We start from the raw sequence: 16,057 nt of genomic DNA on the forward strand, positions 1-16,057 counted from the left end.
AATAACCGCTGAAAGAGTGTCGTAAACCCACCACTCTTTAAACAAAACTAGGGAACCGGAAACGAATACCCATACCCGTGATAAAAAACCCGACCGTTCCCGGATCGGTTTGTTCGTAAAAACGGGTGTTTTTTCCGCTGTTCCCCTTTTTGAAAGGGGTATTTTTATGGATTTTCAAATTCCCGAACGAGTGGAGCGCTTCGGTGTCGACATTCAGCGGGAAGAGCTTCGCTACCATCGAAAGCGGGTGGCGGTGACAAAGTCGTTTACCTTTGACGCTGCCCACCATCTTCATCTGTATGAAGGAAAGTGTAAAAATCTACATGGACACACCTATCGGCTGGTGATCTCTATCAGCGGTTTTGTGGACGATGTGGGGATTGCCGTCGATTTTGGCGATATCAAACGGATGTATCAAGAGGAGATCAAGGCCCGTCTGGATCACCGCTATCTCAACGAGGTTTTACCCAATATGAATACCACGGCGGAAAATATGATTGTCTGGATATGGGAACGCCTGGATGAACGTTTGGTGCAGGAGGGGTTGAAAAAACGAGGCCACCGACTGGAGGAGCTGGTGCTGTATGAGACGCCCACCAGCTATGCGACTTTGAGGCGGGAATGGATGGAAGGCGATGAATAAAGGATGGAATCTGCCGGAGCCATCAGTGTATCGACAATGGAAACTGCCGATGGTGGAAGTGTTTGAAACGGTAGAAGGAGAAGGAACAGCAGCGGGGTGGCCAACGGTATTTGTCCGCGTCTTCCACTGCAATCTGCGCTGCTCCTGGTGTGATACTCCCTACAGCTATGCACCGGCACAACCGGAGTATGAAGCGACGGTGGGGGAAATCGCGGCGGAAGCGCATCGCTATGCCAGCCACCGCATCTGTTTTACCGGTGGTGAGCCTTTGATGCATCGGGAGAAGTCCGCTGCACTGCTGGAAGCATTGGCGTGTCCGGAAAAGATCGAGGATGTGCATATCGAGACCAACGGCGCGATTGATCTCACTCCCTTTGATGCCTTACGCCGGGAGCGACCGTGGGGGGAGAAAGTCCGTTTTATCATGGATTGGAAACTGCCAAGGTCAAAGGAAGAGAGCCGAATGCTGGTTGACAACTTCAACTGTCTCACCCAGCGGGATGAAGTCAAATTGGTGATCGCAGATGAGCAGGATTTTCGTGCTGCCGTCGATGTGATCAATCGTCACTATCAGCGGGGGCAGATTCTGTTTAGCCCTGTTTTTGAGACCTTGCCGCCGCGAACGTTGGTGGAGTGGGTGTTGGCTGAACCTCTCCCTCATGTCCGTGTCAATCTGCAATTGCATAAATTTATCTGGGATCCTGCGGAAAGGGGTGTGTAACGATGGGGAAAAAAGCAGTTATCGTGTTGTCAGGTGGGCTGGATAGTACCACCTGTATGGGCTTGGCACAGGCAGAAGGGTATGAATTGTACCCACTCACCTTCGATTACGGCCAGCGCCATGACCGGGAGGTGGAACAGGCCAAGGCGATTGCCCACCATTACGAGGTGAAAGAGCACCGTATCGTGGACATCGGCTTTCTCAATCAGATTGGCGGCAGCGCCTTGACGGAGGATTCCATCTCCGTGCCGACGGAAGAAGAGGAAGGGATTCCCACCACCTATGTTCCGGCACGTAATCTGATCTTTCTCTCCCTTGCTGCCGCCTATGCGGAAGTAATCGAGGCGGAAGCGGTCTACACCGGGGTTTCCGCTGTCGACTACAGCGGCTATCCCGATTGTCGTCCCCAGTTTATTTCCCACTTGGAAGAGACGATTTGCCGTGCGACCAAAGCGGGAGAGGAAGGCCGCCCGATCCGGTTGGTAACACCCTTAATCCACCTCAGCAAAGGAGAGACGATCCGGGAAGGTCTCCGTTTGCATGTTCCTTATCATTTGACCACCTCCTGCTACCAAGGTGGAGAGGTAGCTTGTGGTGTCTGTGACAGCTGCCGCCTTCGTCGCAAAGGTTTTGCCGATGCGGAAGCGATCGATCCGATTCCATATGTCGACGGGGTGAAAGCTGGAGGATAAAATAAAGAGCCATTACGGCTCTCAGGTTTCCCCTGTTCTTCGGTTGGTGCTGATGGAGGGATTTGAACCCCCGACCCCTTCATTACGAGTGCGCCGCTTAACCGTGTATCACGAAAGACAACAAATTGGAGGATGTTAAACTCTTACTGCCAGTTTCCGCGATAGAAAATAAACCTAATTCCTTATGGATACGTTCTAAACACCGCAAAGGAGGAAAGCCACGGCACTGTGGATTGGGTTTCAATTCCTTATAGGTACGTTCTAAACCCATCAAAAGCCCATTACGAATAGCTTTTCCCGTCGAATGCAGAATACCACAATCCTCACTTAATTAACACCCCAAATTTTTGAAAACAGGCATTCCACAAGCTTTTTCACGACCGAGATATTGTTCGTCTATCCCCAGGGGTTTTTACGCTACTGGTGATCGACGACAAAGATTCAACGTCTTACGCACTTTTTATTGTCCATTTAAACTCTTTCGTTGTGGTGGATCGATACCCAAGGTGATAAACTAAGAGTACGATTAAACATTACCTTTTGTTCGCGGTACCCCATCAGGCAATATTGTTCTGTTTTTCTTTCCCGATCACGCCGTGAAGTCGGTCGACTTGGTTATCCGTCTCCATTCCGATGCAGTGGTAAGTCACTTCGCCGGAAAACCAAGCCTCCCCCCCAGATAACGCAATCCAGATTGCAAAAAGGGGCACTAGATTCGATTCAATTGAACTAGGAGGCCTATCAATTGTTCAAAAGAAAAATTGTATCAGCCTCGATCCTCTCATTGTGGACAATTATTTATGTTTATTTCGGATCATCTAACATTAATTTTTTTCCAATAGTTATAGTTGTATTTCTATCTACTATTTCTATATTCCTCTATGGAGTACCCATGTCATTCTTAGCTGACAAGCTTTCTAATGAAAATGTATGGCTTTCGCTTTTATATCATGCAATAGCAGGTTTCATATTTCCAGCTATTATTTTAATGCTAAAGGGTGATCTTGAATCGATAACAAAACTAAGTATCCACTTCGCTATATTCTTTTCATTCTTTTCAATGTCCTTTTGGGCTATTGACCAAGGAATGAAAAGAGCATTCCCCAATAAATAATGGGGTCGTCACCTCATATGGCACACTCGCTTAATTTAATCGCTACTGCACCCTCACCGCTTGAGGCTTTTATCTTGCCTATGCCCAAGCACACCAAAGCAAAAAACCGGCGTTAAATGCCGGTTTTTTGCTTTATAGGCTTACATTGACGTTAAACTCTGTCTTAGGTGTGAAAGGAAATAACATAAAAAAATCAACATGTTCTTGGGTATGGACCTCTATAATGTCTTCCTCCCAAAAACCACCACCTCCACCCCAATACAATACAAAGTAAAATTCATGAGATGGAGCCTGGTCATGGACACCATAAAACTCACCTCGTCCATCTTGAAAAACCTTTGCATAATAAAACGCGTCAATGTCTGGAGCAAGAGGAAGCAGGGGATTTCCGGAAGCCATAAACATTCTGTGATAAACATAATTATCGCCATACTCTACATTTCTAATCTCCATATCAGACTCTGGTGCCTTACCTTCATCAACTTCTTCACCATTTCTATAGCCTTTTGTTATCCCAGTTTGCGGATAAAACTCGATTTCATTTGGCGTAATCCCCCCTGATCCTCCAACATTGTAAGTAATGAAAGCATCTGTTCGAGTACGATAAGAAGTCCCCATCAGGTCGAACGATCGGTTATCCCCAGAAAACTCCTCATACCCACACAAATTTAAAAGTTCGCAGAATGGGTTAGGTGCTTTATCCATAGGGATAAATGTACTATATCTTAACCAAAATCCTGGATCCACTGGCCAATTTACATTACTGGAAGATGCTTTGCTGATTGACTTTTTATTGTTGTTTTTGTGTTTGTCAAATCTAAATTCAACTGCAGTTTCTGTAGAGGAACGAATAACTGTTCCAGCAACTTTCTTCTCGTAAAATAGCATTTCTTGTTGCTCTTCCGAAATGTCCTTTACTTTCTTTCCGAGTGCCTCTTTTATTTTATTAATTTCTTCCTCAGGAAGCTTTTTGCGACCAATTACGTTATATTGATAGACCTCATTTTCCTTTATATTCTTATCAATATACGTATTACCCTCAACATTGACTACCTTCTTACCATTACGATGAATTTCGTAAACACCATCTTCATCTGGTACTCCTGACCATGTGATCTTAATATGGTCTGATCCAACAACGGTATTGATGTTACTGTTAACCATCTCATGATGAACCTTTGATGTATTAGCTGTACTCTTCGACGATTTGGAAAACATATCTTCATTCGCTTCCAACTCTTTAGCTATTTGTTGTTCATCTTTCAACGTTGATGTATGCATCACAATTTCATCAATCTTGTTTTTTTCATCATACGCCTCAACCCTATATATGTAGGGTTGATCAGACTTTAAGTTCTGATCCGTCAGCTCACCTCTTTTTTCGTTGATTGAACCATCTTCTAACCTCCTTTTAGGTAGAACGTTCTCTCTATATGCTTCTTTACGTCAAAGACGCTTGAAGTAGCGCTTGACCAGCTCTTTCCTGTTAAGAAGCCCTCGCTCCTTCTCTTCTCTTTCATTCATGATGGGGCCCTTTTTTTGTGTACAATAGGAGCAACATCATAGGAAAGATGATCGCCTTTCTATTGGAGAGAGAACGAATTCAGGGAATGATAAGCTTTCTAAAAAACATGTTTGCTGTCGCGCAACAATATTCGGTAATGGGGAACAGGTAATGTTGGAATGGGAGTGAAAGTATAGATGCGTGTAGCTGTGGATAAATTCAAGGGGATATGGGATACAGAGCTGCTGTTTCAGCAAATCACAGCGGGATGTAGTGAGCGTTGGCTGCTGGATAGCTGTGGCAAAGGGCGCTATACGGTGATGGCGTGGGAGCCGTGGAAGCAGATACCACTGTGGGATGTCGGAGGAGATGATCCGATGGAGGCGTTGGAAGAGGTGTTGGCTCACCTTCCCTGTGTAAATGCGCCGAAGGAGGCGCCCCCTTTTTTAATGGGAGTGCTTGGTTGGCTGGGCTATGAGCTGGCCTGGCGCTGGCACCGGATCGGACAGCCGAAACCCCGTCACCTCCCCCTGCCTGACGGAATGTGGATGGTTCCGCGCAAAGTGATTGTCCTGGATGCCCGTTTGGATGAAGCATGGATCTGTGTGCTGGATGAGACAGACCCGGAAACGAAGCTGGCGCACCTGTCAAAACAGCTACTTCAGTTGCAGGGAGAAACGGAGGCATGCCAACAGACTGGGGAAATTCTGACACCTGTGACACCCGTGATTACCCGCCAGCACTATCGTCACCAAATCGGACATATTAAAGATGCGATTGCACGGGGGGATATTTACCAGGCCAACTTTACCTACCGTGTACAGGGGCAGGTGATGGGAACACCGTGGGAATTGTTTCAGGTGTTGCGCCGTACCAACCCCGGTGCCTATGCGGCTTATATCGAAGGGGAAGGTTACGCTATCCTTTCTTCCTCGCCGGAACAATTTGTGCGCTGGTCGGGAGACCACATTGAAACCAAACCGATCAAAGGAACCCGTCCCCGTGGTGCCACTCCGGTGGCAGATGCGAAAGAGAAGGCGAGATTGGCTGCCAGTGAAAAGGATCAGGCTGAATTGGTGATGATCGTCGATCTGGAGAGAAACGATCTGGGGCAGGTGTGTGAAATCGGCTCGATCCGGGTGCCGCGGCTGTTTGAGTTGGAGCCCCATCCGACGGTATGGCACCAAGTGGCGGCAGTGGAAGGACGGCTAAAGTCTGGGGTCAAACCCAGGGATATCTTTGGTGCCATATTTCCGGGGGGTTCCATCACTGGGGCACCCAAATTGCGCTCCATGCAAGTGATTCACGATATGGAAACTGGGCGCAGAGGGATATATACCGGCTCGATTGGATATATCGACCCCCGTGGTTCCGCCGAATGGAATATCGCCATCCGTACCATGATCTGGGCCGGCGGCCGGGAAGCGAATCTCTCTTATCACGTGGGGGGCGGGATTGTGTGGGATTCAGACCCCGATGCGGAGTATGAGGAGACCCTGGCTAAAGGGCGTGGCATGTTGGAGGCGATTCAGCAATGGTCGGCGAAAAAGGTGAAACAATGAAGTGGATCGTCAATGGAGAAATCGTACCAGAAGGGGATGCGGGGTTATCGTTTGGAGATAGAGGGGCACTGCTGGGGGACGGGCTGTTTGAAACTTTTCGGGTGGAGCAAGGAGTACCGTTGTTTATGCGGGAACACCTGAAGCGGTTGCGGGAAGGGATGCAAATCTTACGATTTGCTGTGATGCCGGATGAGAAGGAGCTTATCGCCGGAATCCGGCAGGCTCTTGTGGTGAATGGCGTTGAGAGCGGCTATCTCCGCCTTACCGTCACCCGGGGGACGGGTTCATTTGCTCAGCCCTTGGCGGCGTTGACAGAGCCGGTTTGGTGGGTAGAGGCACGGTCAATGCCATTGCAAATGGGTGTATTGGAGCATGGGGTAGAAGCGATCGTCGCCTCCACCTGCCTAAACCCTCATTCCCGCTTGCGCCGAGTGAAGTCCCTCAACTTTTTAGAAAACGTGCTGGCCAAACAGGAAGCACGGGATCGTGGGGCGGACGAAGCGATTTTTCTCACTACAGATGAAGCGGTGTCGGAAGGGGCTTCCGCCAATCTGTTTCTGGTGAAAAAAGGAGTCTGCTATACTCCATCCCTTGCTTGTGGACCGCTGCCGGGTGTGGTGCGGGGGTGGGTGCTGGCCACCGCGGCACGTCTCGGTCTTACCGTTGTGGAGCGATCGCTCCAGCCGGGTGAATTAACGGCAGCCGATGAGTTGTTTTTTACCAATTCCACCTGGGGGCCGTTTCCCTGTGTGGCGGTGGATGGTGTAACGATAGATAGCGGGAAGCCGGGGCCTTATACCTGTAAATGGATGGAGCAATGGCAAGAGGAAGTGGCTGCCCAGATCGAGGCGGATAGAAAGAATCATTCAGCTTCATTTGATGCAAACGTCAACACTTTTTCACAGAAAGAGTGAGAGGGTTGATTGCAGGAAAAAAAGGAAAAGGATAGACTCAGGATGATTAGGGGCCCCTTGGTCACATTTAAGGAATAATCCCACAGGCACGTCCATAGATTGAAATGGAAAGGATCGGATAGGATGAATTTGATGAAAAGGGAAGGGTTGCACCTCCTATGCTGGATGGTGGCGGTGGTAGTGTTAACCGCTTGTGGTGCCGCGACAGAACATGATCATCAGGATCATGGAAAAGAGCAAACGCAGGATGCCGATGTGGAAGCGCCCCTTGAAACAACAGTCACGTTTGCGCCGGAAACAGTACAAGCGGGAGAAGAGACGACCGTCCGAATCGAAATCACGCAAAACGGAGAAACGGTTAAGGATGCGAATCAAGTTAGCTTCGACGTCTGGCCTGAAGGTACCTCAGCAGAAGAACGAGAAAAAGTGGAAACTGAGCTGGTGAATGGTGCTTACCAAGGGACCTACTCCTTTCCTGAAGCGGGTGAGTACCATGTGATGTACCATATCACCGCTCGGGGTGATCATCGGATGGATACGGTCGAAGTGTCTGTCCAGCCTTAAATAGGAGCGCCTTTCCCTGAGGAAAGAGGGGAATGAAGGTGGGACGGGAGCGATGGAGCGTTTGGTTGGCGTTGACAGCAGGCGTGATTGTGGTAGGAAGCTGGTGGTGGCTGGATCACGTACCCCAACCGATCACACAGCCGACAAGTGCAGTCGGGATCAACAGTGAACCGATACCGGAGTTTACGTATACCAATCAGGATGGGGAAGCCTTTGGTTTTTCCCAGTTGAAGGGGAAAGTGTGGATCGCCAACATTGTGTTTTCTCGGTGTCCGGATGTGGGCTCACCGATGACGGCCAATTTGACCCGAATTCAGGAGCAGTTAAAGGAAGAGGGAGCGGAAGTGGAGTTGGTCTCTTTTAGTGTCGATCCACTCCATGATACACCACAAGTATTGAAACAGTACGGAAATAACTTACGTGCCGATTTTTCCAACTGGAACTTCCTCACCCATGATGAGCCGACGGTGATGCATCGCTTTTTACAGACGTCGTTTCAGGCACCGGTAGAGGTAACATCACTCGCGGGCGAAGAACCGTTGACGATCGATCATTCCACCCGTCTGTATGTGATGGATCCCACTGGTCGTGTGATCACCAGCTATGATGGACTGCAACCGGATATGGATGCCATCGTCCGTGATGTGATGGCTTTAGGTGGAGCGGATGGATTGATGGCGAAGAAACAGTAAAAAGCGATTGGATTGTCTTCACAAAAAAATCCCCCTTCAAGTAGCTTGACGGCTTGAAGGGGGATTTTTTTGTTTTCATCAATAGTTGGCATATACATAGGGGTCCTTTGGCGCTTCAATCTTGCGGTATTCCACCGCCTTGATCCGGGGGAGCTGACCTTGGTTCGTCGTTACTTCACCCAACGGCCCCGTCACCTCGATCCAGTCCCCCTCTTTTAACGAATCGGAGCCGGGAATAGAGGCAAAGATCCCGATGACGCTGGCATCAGCGGCACAACAAGTCATGGCGTAGCGGGAGACGAGAATTACATCATCAGGCATATCTTTCGCCCGAAAGACAAAACCTTTGATTTGTGTCGGTTTGTCGCTTAATTCATCGGTATACATCTGAACGGTAGTGAGACGGTCGATGTAGTTATCATCCTTAAAGGTGATCACGTTGGCACTTTTTAGTTCATTCAACAAGTCGTCATAATAAGAATTGGCATCGAGCGGCTGGGTGTCCGCGTCTGTGGAGGGGTTGGAGTCCGACACCTCTTCCGGGCTCCGTTCTCCCTGCCGCATCTCTGTCTCCTCTTTTGTAAGGACGCGTTGTTGTTGTTGCATCGCTTCGGGAGAAAGGTAATTGACTCCCTTCTTGCTAGCCATCGAGGCGTCCAATTCACCGGGTTGGGCAAATAAATAGGCGGCAACTGGCAATAGCAGCATCAAATAGCCCCATTTTCCAACAGGATGCAGAGCGGCGTTTTTGACGTTCCATATCTGCACCATGCCCAACAACATTAACAAAACGGTGCCCACAACGACAAAGGGAAGCAGCCGCGGGTTGATAAAGAGGCCGATCTGACCGCTGACGACTAACGTCATTAACATCAATGCCGTTCCAAAACAGATGACGATACGTAAGAAAGCGCCCATCAGAGAAGTCCCCCTTTAGAATCCCATTAAGATGTACAACCCGATCGCAACCAGCGTCAACAGCGTGGATGCGACGATAAAAAACAGCATCACACTTCGCTTAAAGGTGCCTGACATCATCAATACATTTTTTAAGTCCAACATTGGTCCATACACCATAAATGCCAGCAAGGGAGCCGGCCCCATCGCCGTGCGGAACGAAGCGGCTACAAAGGCGTCAGCAGAGGAACAGAGGGACATCCCAAAAGCTAATCCCATCATCAGCAGGATGGCTAACCATTCGTTTTCAGCGAAATCGCGGATGGCACCCATCCCGACAAAGGTTTGAAAGGAGGCGGCGATCAAAGCTCCCATGACGAAGTATTTGCCCATATCCATAAACTCAAAGACGGAATGATAAAGCGCATGGCCAAAACGGTCTTTCTTGATGCCACTGTGGTCATGACAGTCGTGATGATGATCGTGATCATGGTTATGGTCATGGTTATGGTCATGATCATGATCGCACTGATCCGTATGTACTTTTGATACTTCCGGCTTTAATACGTCCCGCTTAAAAAACCAGAAAAAGAGGACACCCATTACCCAGGCGACAAAGGCGGCCAACAACAGGCGAGCCAAGGTCATATCCCATGCATTGCCGAAAGCGATATACGTGGATACGATGGTGACCGGATTGATTACAGGTGCGGCCAACAGAAAGGTAAAGGCGATATACGGAGGCAATCCTTTTTGAATGAGCCGTTTGCTAACGGGTACCACGCCACATTCGCAAACAGGCAGCAACAGCCCCAGACAGGAAGCAAAGGGGATCGACAGCAAAGGGTTTTTCGGCACCCAGCGCCACACCATCTCTTCATTTACATAGATATGGATTAGGCTGGAGACCAATACGCCGATCAGGATAAAAGGAATACCTTCGATAAAGATACTGAGAAAGATTGTCGCCACCGTTTGTACTTTTAGCGGCATTTCAGGCAGAGACCAAGCATCCGGCCAGCTTAACTGAGCGATTGTATCGATGCCGAACATAATCAGATAGAGAAAGCCCAGCAACACCAGTAGACCCGTAATCTCCACATAATATTCCCGTAGCCATTTTAACATGCCGATTAACCCTCCCGCTGCCTGTTTGTTACTAGTGCCCCATCTGGTATCTTTGATTGTGTTATGGGAGGGATGGATTTCCGAATGAGCGACTTTGCCACGCATGGAGCGAAGTCGGAAATCCACTCCCGACCGCCCAACTTTTGTTGATGGGGTACTATTCTATTCTCGTAAATAAGAGACATTCGGAAAAATAGAACGAAATTGCGTTGAAGCAACACAATTGTACAAGAACTGTCGCTCTTATTATACCCGTCAAAAGTATGAATCCAAGTTTATCGTAATAATTTCGATTTACAACAAATCGTATTCATTCTATAATAGGGTTGGAAATGAAAACAACGTCGTTCCAGTAATCAACGGGGGTGTAAAGATTGGAAAGAAGCGTTAAAGCGCTCACCATATTATTTATGGCGGTCACTTTGATGATTGCCGGATGTAGCACCGGGGCTCAGGAGTCGGAGCAAAAGGAAAAGCTGACCGTTTACGCCAGTGTCTATCCGCTGGCTGACTTTGCACAAAAAATCGGCGGAGACCAGGTAGAAGTGATCAACATGGTTCCCGCAGGTGTAGATCCACACGATTTTGAACCGACAGCTAAAGAATTAGCCCGATTGAGTGAATCAGACATTTTTCTATATAATGGTGCCGGGTTTGAAGGCTGGGTCGATAAAGCAAAAGGAATCGTCAATCAAGAACAGACGGAAGTGGTCGACCTGTCCCAACACGTGGATCTGATTGCCGTTGATGAGCACGATGAACACGGCCACGACGATGAAGAACATGCCGATGAGGCTGATCATGATGATGGCCACGACCATGGTGATACCGACCCCCATGTCTGGCTGGATCCCAATCGCGCCAAGCAACAGGCGGAAGCGATTCGCGATGTGTTGATCAAAAAAGACCCGGATCATCAATCGACTTACGAGGAAAATTACAAAGCATTGGAATCCCGCTTTGATGAGTTGGATGCCAAATTTGAAGAAGTGGTTAAATCGGGGAAAAAGGATACCATTGTTGTATCCCATGACGCTTTTTCCTACCTGGCTGACCGCTACGGTTTTAAGCAAGTAGCCATCTCTGGTTTATCCCCTTCCGCTGAACCCAGCGCCAAAAAGATGAAAGAGATCGTCGATACGGCGAAGGAGCAAAAGGTCGACTATATCTTCTTTGAAACCTTGGTCAGTGGAAAAGTGGCAGAAGCCGTCAAAAATGAAGTAGGCGCCGAAGCCCTTGTCCTCAATCCGCTGGAAGGATTGACAAAAAAGCAGGAACAAGATGGGGAAGATTATTTCTCCCTGATGGAAGCCAATGCCGATAATCTGGCAAAGGCTTTAGAGGCGGAGTGAGGAAGGGTTTTTGTAAATCAATTGAATCAAATCAAAGGGGAGGTGGACTCATCATCCCACCTCCCCTTTGGTAGTTTAAAGTTAGTATTCAGTTAAAACATCCAACTCTAATTTACATTTAGCACAAAAATATCCCATCTTTTTTGCGCTGCATTCATACACTGGTACAGGATTGACCGGGGGAGGGAGCGTTGGCATGAGAGTGGAGATCAACCTTACCAGAGATGAGTATGACGCGGCTGTCGCTTGCATTGAACGGCGTTATCGCGAATGTCGCCGTAAATTGATGGAAGGGGACCGTTTGGGGCGAAGTATTAAGCGTTATCGTGATGAATCGTTGTTGTTAGAACGAGTGTTGGAAGAATTATTATACGCGCAACCGAAAAACGACCCCATGATCCCGTAGGATTGTGGGGTCGTTTTTTACGATTACGGATGGCAGGAATTGCACCTGCATGCCTTCCGGGTCGGCCGTTTTTCGTCACACATCCGTCTAATGGATCAGCAAGGGGTTCACCCGGCTTTCCCTTACGGATCGAAGCTGGAGCGGGTTTATAAAAAGATTCGCAGGGTGTAAACAATTGCCAGCCAACATGGAATACTTAGCATCATTGCATTGATCAGACCGATGACTTGGTTCATGAAAGACACCCCCGTCGTTTGTTATTTTTATTATATCGGTTCAAAGTGTGAGGGGAAGGGGGTTCGATCATTTGTAATCCACCTTTAATATTCTGTAACATTGCATAACGAAACCGCAAAGGTGATCTCCGGTCTCCCATGAGGTATAATGATGACGATTTGCGTGGAAAGGGTGGGAAGACGACATGGACGAGGATTTCTCTGTAGCAGAATCGATCTATCAACAATACCCATCCTGGCGAGTATTGGCGGAATCGCTGGATGAGCCTACCCCGCTTGCCTACGGTGTAGAAGAGGCGGTAGGGGAAGCGGTGGCACGGGAAGTGGTACCTCCGACGCTGCGAATCTGGCGGGGGCCACAGGCGTTGGTGGTGGCCAAAAAAGATCTGCGTCAGCAGCGAGCGGTGGATGCAGCGGGGATGATGAAGCAGGTGGATTGGCCTGTCTATGTGCGGCAAAGCGGCGGGACAGCAGTGCCTCATGGGGCGGGAACCGTGAATCTGTCCTTATTTCTTCCGCGCCCCCGCAAAATCGAATGGACCATCGATGATATCTATCGGGGGTTGGGGCTTCCTCTAATACGGATGTTGCGGGATGCTTACGGATTGGAGCCTTATTTTGGCGAGGTTCCTGGCTCTTTTTGCGACGGCCGTTTTAATGTCGTGGTGCAGGGGAAAAAAATCGTCGGCACTTCGCAGGTATGGAAAGGCGGACCGGCAGGGCTGACATCCAAACGGCCAGGGTATATTTTGGCTCATGCTACGCTCCTTACCACCATCGACCGCGAACAAGCGGTATCCGCTTTAAATGCCTGGTATCAGATGGCGGAAGGAACACGTCCTGTCTATATCGATACGGTGGCTACTTTGGCCAGCTTTGTTCCACCGGCACAAGCGCAGGATAAGCCGGTGGTATCCGCACTGCTGGAAGCGATCCGCTCTCTCGTGAAAAATTATCGCTTGGAACAGGAACCAACCCCACAGGAACGGGAAGCGGGGCCGAAATACGATGAAAATGCCGATCCTGAAACCTATCGCAAAAAACCTTCTTAAACAACGAGAGGGAAGAAAAGATGGCAGCGATAAAGGAAAACGAGAACGAGAAAAAAGGATCATTGATGAGTTATATCCTACGAGAGATAAGAAACCATTTTTGGTGGGAGTTGCTTGTAAGGGGAATCGGATTTATATTAAAAGGAATGGTTCGATTGATAAAAGGATTATTTCAGTGAACATCCCCCATCATACGAAAAGACGGAGGGGGTTTGGGCTACAAGGACCATACTGCCTCTGAAATCGATGTCTCTCTCCTACCCGAAATTTTTTCGGGTTATTTTTGTGGGATGCAGCTGTTTTCATATCAGACAGGAATGTCATCACCATCCTGTCATATCTTTGAAAAGAGCTTATCGGTTTTCGATTGGGATAAATTCTTGTTTTTTCCAAAGGAAATTTTGCTCGTTTCCTGAAGGAAATACCGTTTCGTTCGTCGAATAAATAGCGACGCGAAAATGAGGAGGATTTATTGTGATTTGAGGAGTTTAAACCTTCTCAGACTTAAGTCTGAGTCAAGGTCTTACAAACGAATCAGCGCTTTGTTGTAGCCGCTGGTCGTCCTGTTGCCGGAAGCGTCAATGATTGACGCTTGTTACAATGATTGTAGCTTAGTGATGGTGTTTACCATAGAAAAGAGGGATTAGGTGTGGAAAATGTAATTAGGTAACAAGCAGGCAGGAACTTGATACTGATTCTTATCCTTGTGATGCTGATATGAGAGATCACGTGGGAATGGAACACGATAGCATCGTTTGGCGAGCGATACCACAATACCACAACAGCGCTGATCGATGCGATACGAATAAAAGGAGTGACGGGGTTTGAACACCTTCAAGCGATTGAAGGCCTTTTTTTGGCCGTACAAAGGTAATTTTCTCATATCGATCTTTACATTGTTGTTGGTAACCGGGGTTACGGTCGTCTATCCATTGGTGTTAAAAGTCACCATTGACGACGTGATCGGGGCGGGAAGATACGAATTGGTGCCCTGGATTGCCATCGGCTTTTTACTCCTCATGGGGTTAAAAGCGGTGGCGTCTTTTTTTCACCAGTACTACGGGGATCTGTTTGGAATCCGTGCGGTATATGAGCTTCGAAATGCATTGTATCAAAAGTTGGAGCGGTTGCCGTTTCGCTTTTATGATAACGCCAAGACCGGTGACTTGATGTCTCGTTTAACCGCGGATGTGGAAGCGTTTCGCTTCTTTCTCTCCTTTGGCTTTGCCCAGTTTATCAACTTTATCCTGATGGTTACCTTTGGACTGGGGATTATGTTGTGGCTGAGCCCGTCGTTAGCGATTGTGACACTGTTGGCACTACCGTTTTTGTCGGTGGTAGTGTATCGCTTCGATCAAAAAGTGCATCCCGCCTTTAAAAGCATCCGCCGCTCCTTTGCCGATCTGACGACAAAGGTGCAGGAAAACATCAGCGGGATGAACACAGTGAAGGCGATGGCGCGGGAAGATTTTGAGATAGACAAATTCCATCGACGCAACCAGCAATATAAACAGACCAACATCGAAACCGGCAACATCTGGGGCACCTATATGCCGTTGATGGAGCTGATCGGCAGTATCTGTGTCGTCGTTTTACTGGCTTATGGCGGCTGGATGGTGATTGAAGGGAATCTGCTGCTGGGAGAGCTGGTCGCCTTTTTCAGCCTTGTCTGGTATATTATCGGGCCGTTGATGTTCCTGGGATTTATCATCAACACCTTCTCCCAGTCCAAGGCGGCGGGTGAACGGTTGCTGGAGGTGTTGGACGAACCGGAAGATATTCAAAACGAAGCGGGAGCGGTAACGCAGGACCGCCTGAGGGGGCATGTCACGTTCCGTAATGTCTCCCATCGCTATCCAGGGACAGAAGAGTGGGCATTGCAAGGAATCGATCTGGATGCGCCTCCCGGCAAAGTGATTGGTTTGATCGGATCCACGGGAGCGGGTAAAACTTCGCTTACCCAGTTAATCTCCCGCTTCTATGAGGCGACCTCCGGTGAACTTCTGATCGATGGCCGCCCGATTAAGGAATACGATCTCCATTCGCTTCGGAAAAACATCGGGGTGGTGTTCCAGGAGTCGTTCCTGTTTTCCTCCACCATCCGTGACAACATTGCTTACGGCAATCCCAATATCAGCATGGAGGAGATCCAGCAAGCGGCCCGGCGTGCCCAGGCTCACGATTTTATCATGGGCTTTCCCGAGCAATATGACACCATGTTGGGCGAGCGGGGGCTGGGTCTTTCCGGAGGGCAGAAGCAACGACTGGCAATCGCCCGCGCGTTGGTGATCAACCCCAGTATCCTTATCCTGGATGATGCTACCAGCGCGGTCGATATGGAGACAGAACACAAGATTCAAGCTGCTTTCCGCGAAGTGATGAAAGGGCGAACCACATTTATCATCGCCCACCGTATCTCCTCCGTCAAACAAGCGGATGAAATCCTGGTGCTGGATCAGGGTAGGGTTGTGGAACGGGGAACTCACGACGAATTGTTGCAAAACGAAGGTCTCTATCGCCGTATTTTTGATATTCAATTTAAAGACCGGCAAGCGGTCCACACTACTTAAGGGGGTGAAA

14 protein-coding genes are annotated in these 16,057 nt (G+C 48.7%); 11 read left to right on the forward strand and 3 right to left on the reverse strand.

The features are described 5' to 3' along the window. Positions 1–166: 166 nt before the first annotated feature. The 3 genes from queD to queC are packed head-to-tail and all read left to right on the forward strand — an operon-like array spanning position 167 to position 2,056. The gene (queD, locus tag C8J48_RS00780; protein ID WP_107724495.1) at positions 167–643 is read left to right on the forward strand and encodes a 6-carboxytetrahydropterin synthase QueD; all 477 of its coding nucleotides are present in this window, start codon (positions 167–169) and stop codon (positions 641–643) included. Further along, positions 636–1,364, forward strand: a complete 729-nt coding sequence (locus tag C8J48_RS00785; RefSeq protein ID WP_107724496.1) for a 7-carboxy-7-deazaguanine synthase QueE — start codon at positions 636–638, stop codon at positions 1,362–1,364. The genes queD and C8J48_RS00785 overlap by 8 nt, the downstream gene beginning before the upstream one ends. A 2-nt stretch (positions 1,365–1,366) precedes the next feature. After that, positions 1,367–2,056 (forward strand): 7-cyano-7-deazaguanine synthase QueC, encoded by a 690-nt coding sequence (gene queC / locus C8J48_RS00790; protein ID WP_107724497.1) that lies wholly within the window; start codon positions 1,367–1,369, stop codon positions 2,054–2,056. Between the two features lie 1,246 nt (positions 2,057–3,302). On the opposite strand, the gene C8J48_RS00800 is transcribed toward queC, so the two are convergent. Continuing rightward, the gene (locus C8J48_RS00800) at positions 3,303–4,451 is read right to left on the reverse strand and encodes a DUF3238 domain-containing protein (protein WP_107724499.1); all 1,149 of its coding nucleotides are present in this window, start codon (positions 4,449–4,451) and stop codon (positions 3,303–3,305) included. Between the two features lie 420 nt (positions 4,452–4,871). Between C8J48_RS00800 and pabB the strand changes: the two genes are divergently transcribed. The 4 genes from pabB to C8J48_RS00820 all read left to right on the forward strand — a co-directional run bounded on the left by pabB (position 4,872) and on the right by C8J48_RS00820 (position 8,406). Continuing rightward, complete coding sequence (pabB, locus tag C8J48_RS00805) at positions 4,872–6,236, forward strand: aminodeoxychorismate synthase component I (RefSeq protein ID WP_107724500.1); 1,365 nt, start codon at positions 4,872–4,874, stop codon at positions 6,234–6,236. Continuing rightward, the gene (locus C8J48_RS00810; RefSeq protein ID WP_107727521.1) at positions 6,209–7,150 is read left to right on the forward strand and encodes an aminotransferase class IV; all 942 of its coding nucleotides are present in this window, start codon (positions 6,209–6,211) and stop codon (positions 7,148–7,150) included. Before pabB ends, C8J48_RS00810 begins: the two co-directional genes overlap by 28 nt. 132 nt (positions 7,151–7,282) lie before the next feature. Next, the gene (locus C8J48_RS00815) at positions 7,283–7,714 is read left to right on the forward strand and encodes a FixH family protein (protein WP_211316570.1); all 432 of its coding nucleotides are present in this window, start codon (positions 7,283–7,285) and stop codon (positions 7,712–7,714) included. Between the two features lie 32 nt (positions 7,715–7,746). Beyond that, complete coding sequence (locus C8J48_RS00820) at positions 7,747–8,406, forward strand: SCO family protein (protein WP_107724502.1); 660 nt, start codon at positions 7,747–7,749, stop codon at positions 8,404–8,406. A gap of 78 nt (positions 8,407–8,484) precedes the next feature. Here C8J48_RS00820 and C8J48_RS00825 read toward each other — a convergent pair whose 3' ends face one another. Together C8J48_RS00825 and C8J48_RS00830 are read right to left on the reverse strand one after the other, a co-directional pair. Continuing rightward, complete coding sequence (locus tag C8J48_RS00825; RefSeq protein ID WP_107724503.1) at positions 8,485–9,324, reverse strand: TIGR03943 family putative permease subunit; 840 nt, start codon at positions 9,322–9,324, stop codon at positions 8,485–8,487. A gap of 15 nt (positions 9,325–9,339) precedes the next feature. Beyond that, positions 9,340–10,431 carry a permease gene (locus C8J48_RS00830; RefSeq protein ID WP_170105035.1) on the reverse strand — a complete coding sequence of 364 codons (1,092 nt, stop codon included), beginning with the start codon at positions 10,429–10,431 and terminating at the stop codon, positions 9,340–9,342. Between the two features lie 374 nt (positions 10,432–10,805). Here C8J48_RS00830 and C8J48_RS00835 point away from each other — a divergent pair, with 374 nt between their 5' ends. From C8J48_RS00835 to C8J48_RS00855, 4 genes are all read left to right on the forward strand, one after another. Continuing rightward, positions 10,806–11,783, forward strand: coding sequence for a metal ABC transporter substrate-binding protein (locus C8J48_RS00835; protein WP_211316571.1), 978 nt, complete (start codon positions 10,806–10,808; stop codon positions 11,781–11,783). A gap of 196 nt (positions 11,784–11,979) precedes the next feature. Further along, complete coding sequence (locus C8J48_RS00840) at positions 11,980–12,189, forward strand: hypothetical protein (protein ID WP_107724505.1); 210 nt, start codon at positions 11,980–11,982, stop codon at positions 12,187–12,189. Between the two features lie 421 nt (positions 12,190–12,610). Further along, positions 12,611–13,477, forward strand: a complete 867-nt coding sequence (locus C8J48_RS00845) for a lipoate--protein ligase family protein (RefSeq protein ID WP_107724506.1) — start codon at positions 12,611–12,613, stop codon at positions 13,475–13,477. 824 nt (positions 13,478–14,301) lie between these two features. Continuing rightward, positions 14,302–16,047: an ABC transporter ATP-binding protein gene (locus C8J48_RS00855; protein ID WP_107724508.1), complete on the forward strand. Its 1,746-nt coding sequence runs from the start codon at positions 14,302–14,304 to the stop codon at positions 16,045–16,047. Positions 16,048–16,057 lie beyond the last annotated feature (10 nt).

This window comes from Desmospora activa DSM 45169, from assembly GCF_003046315.1.
Lineage (GTDB): Bacteria > Bacillota > Bacilli > Thermoactinomycetales > DSM-45169 > Desmospora > Desmospora activa.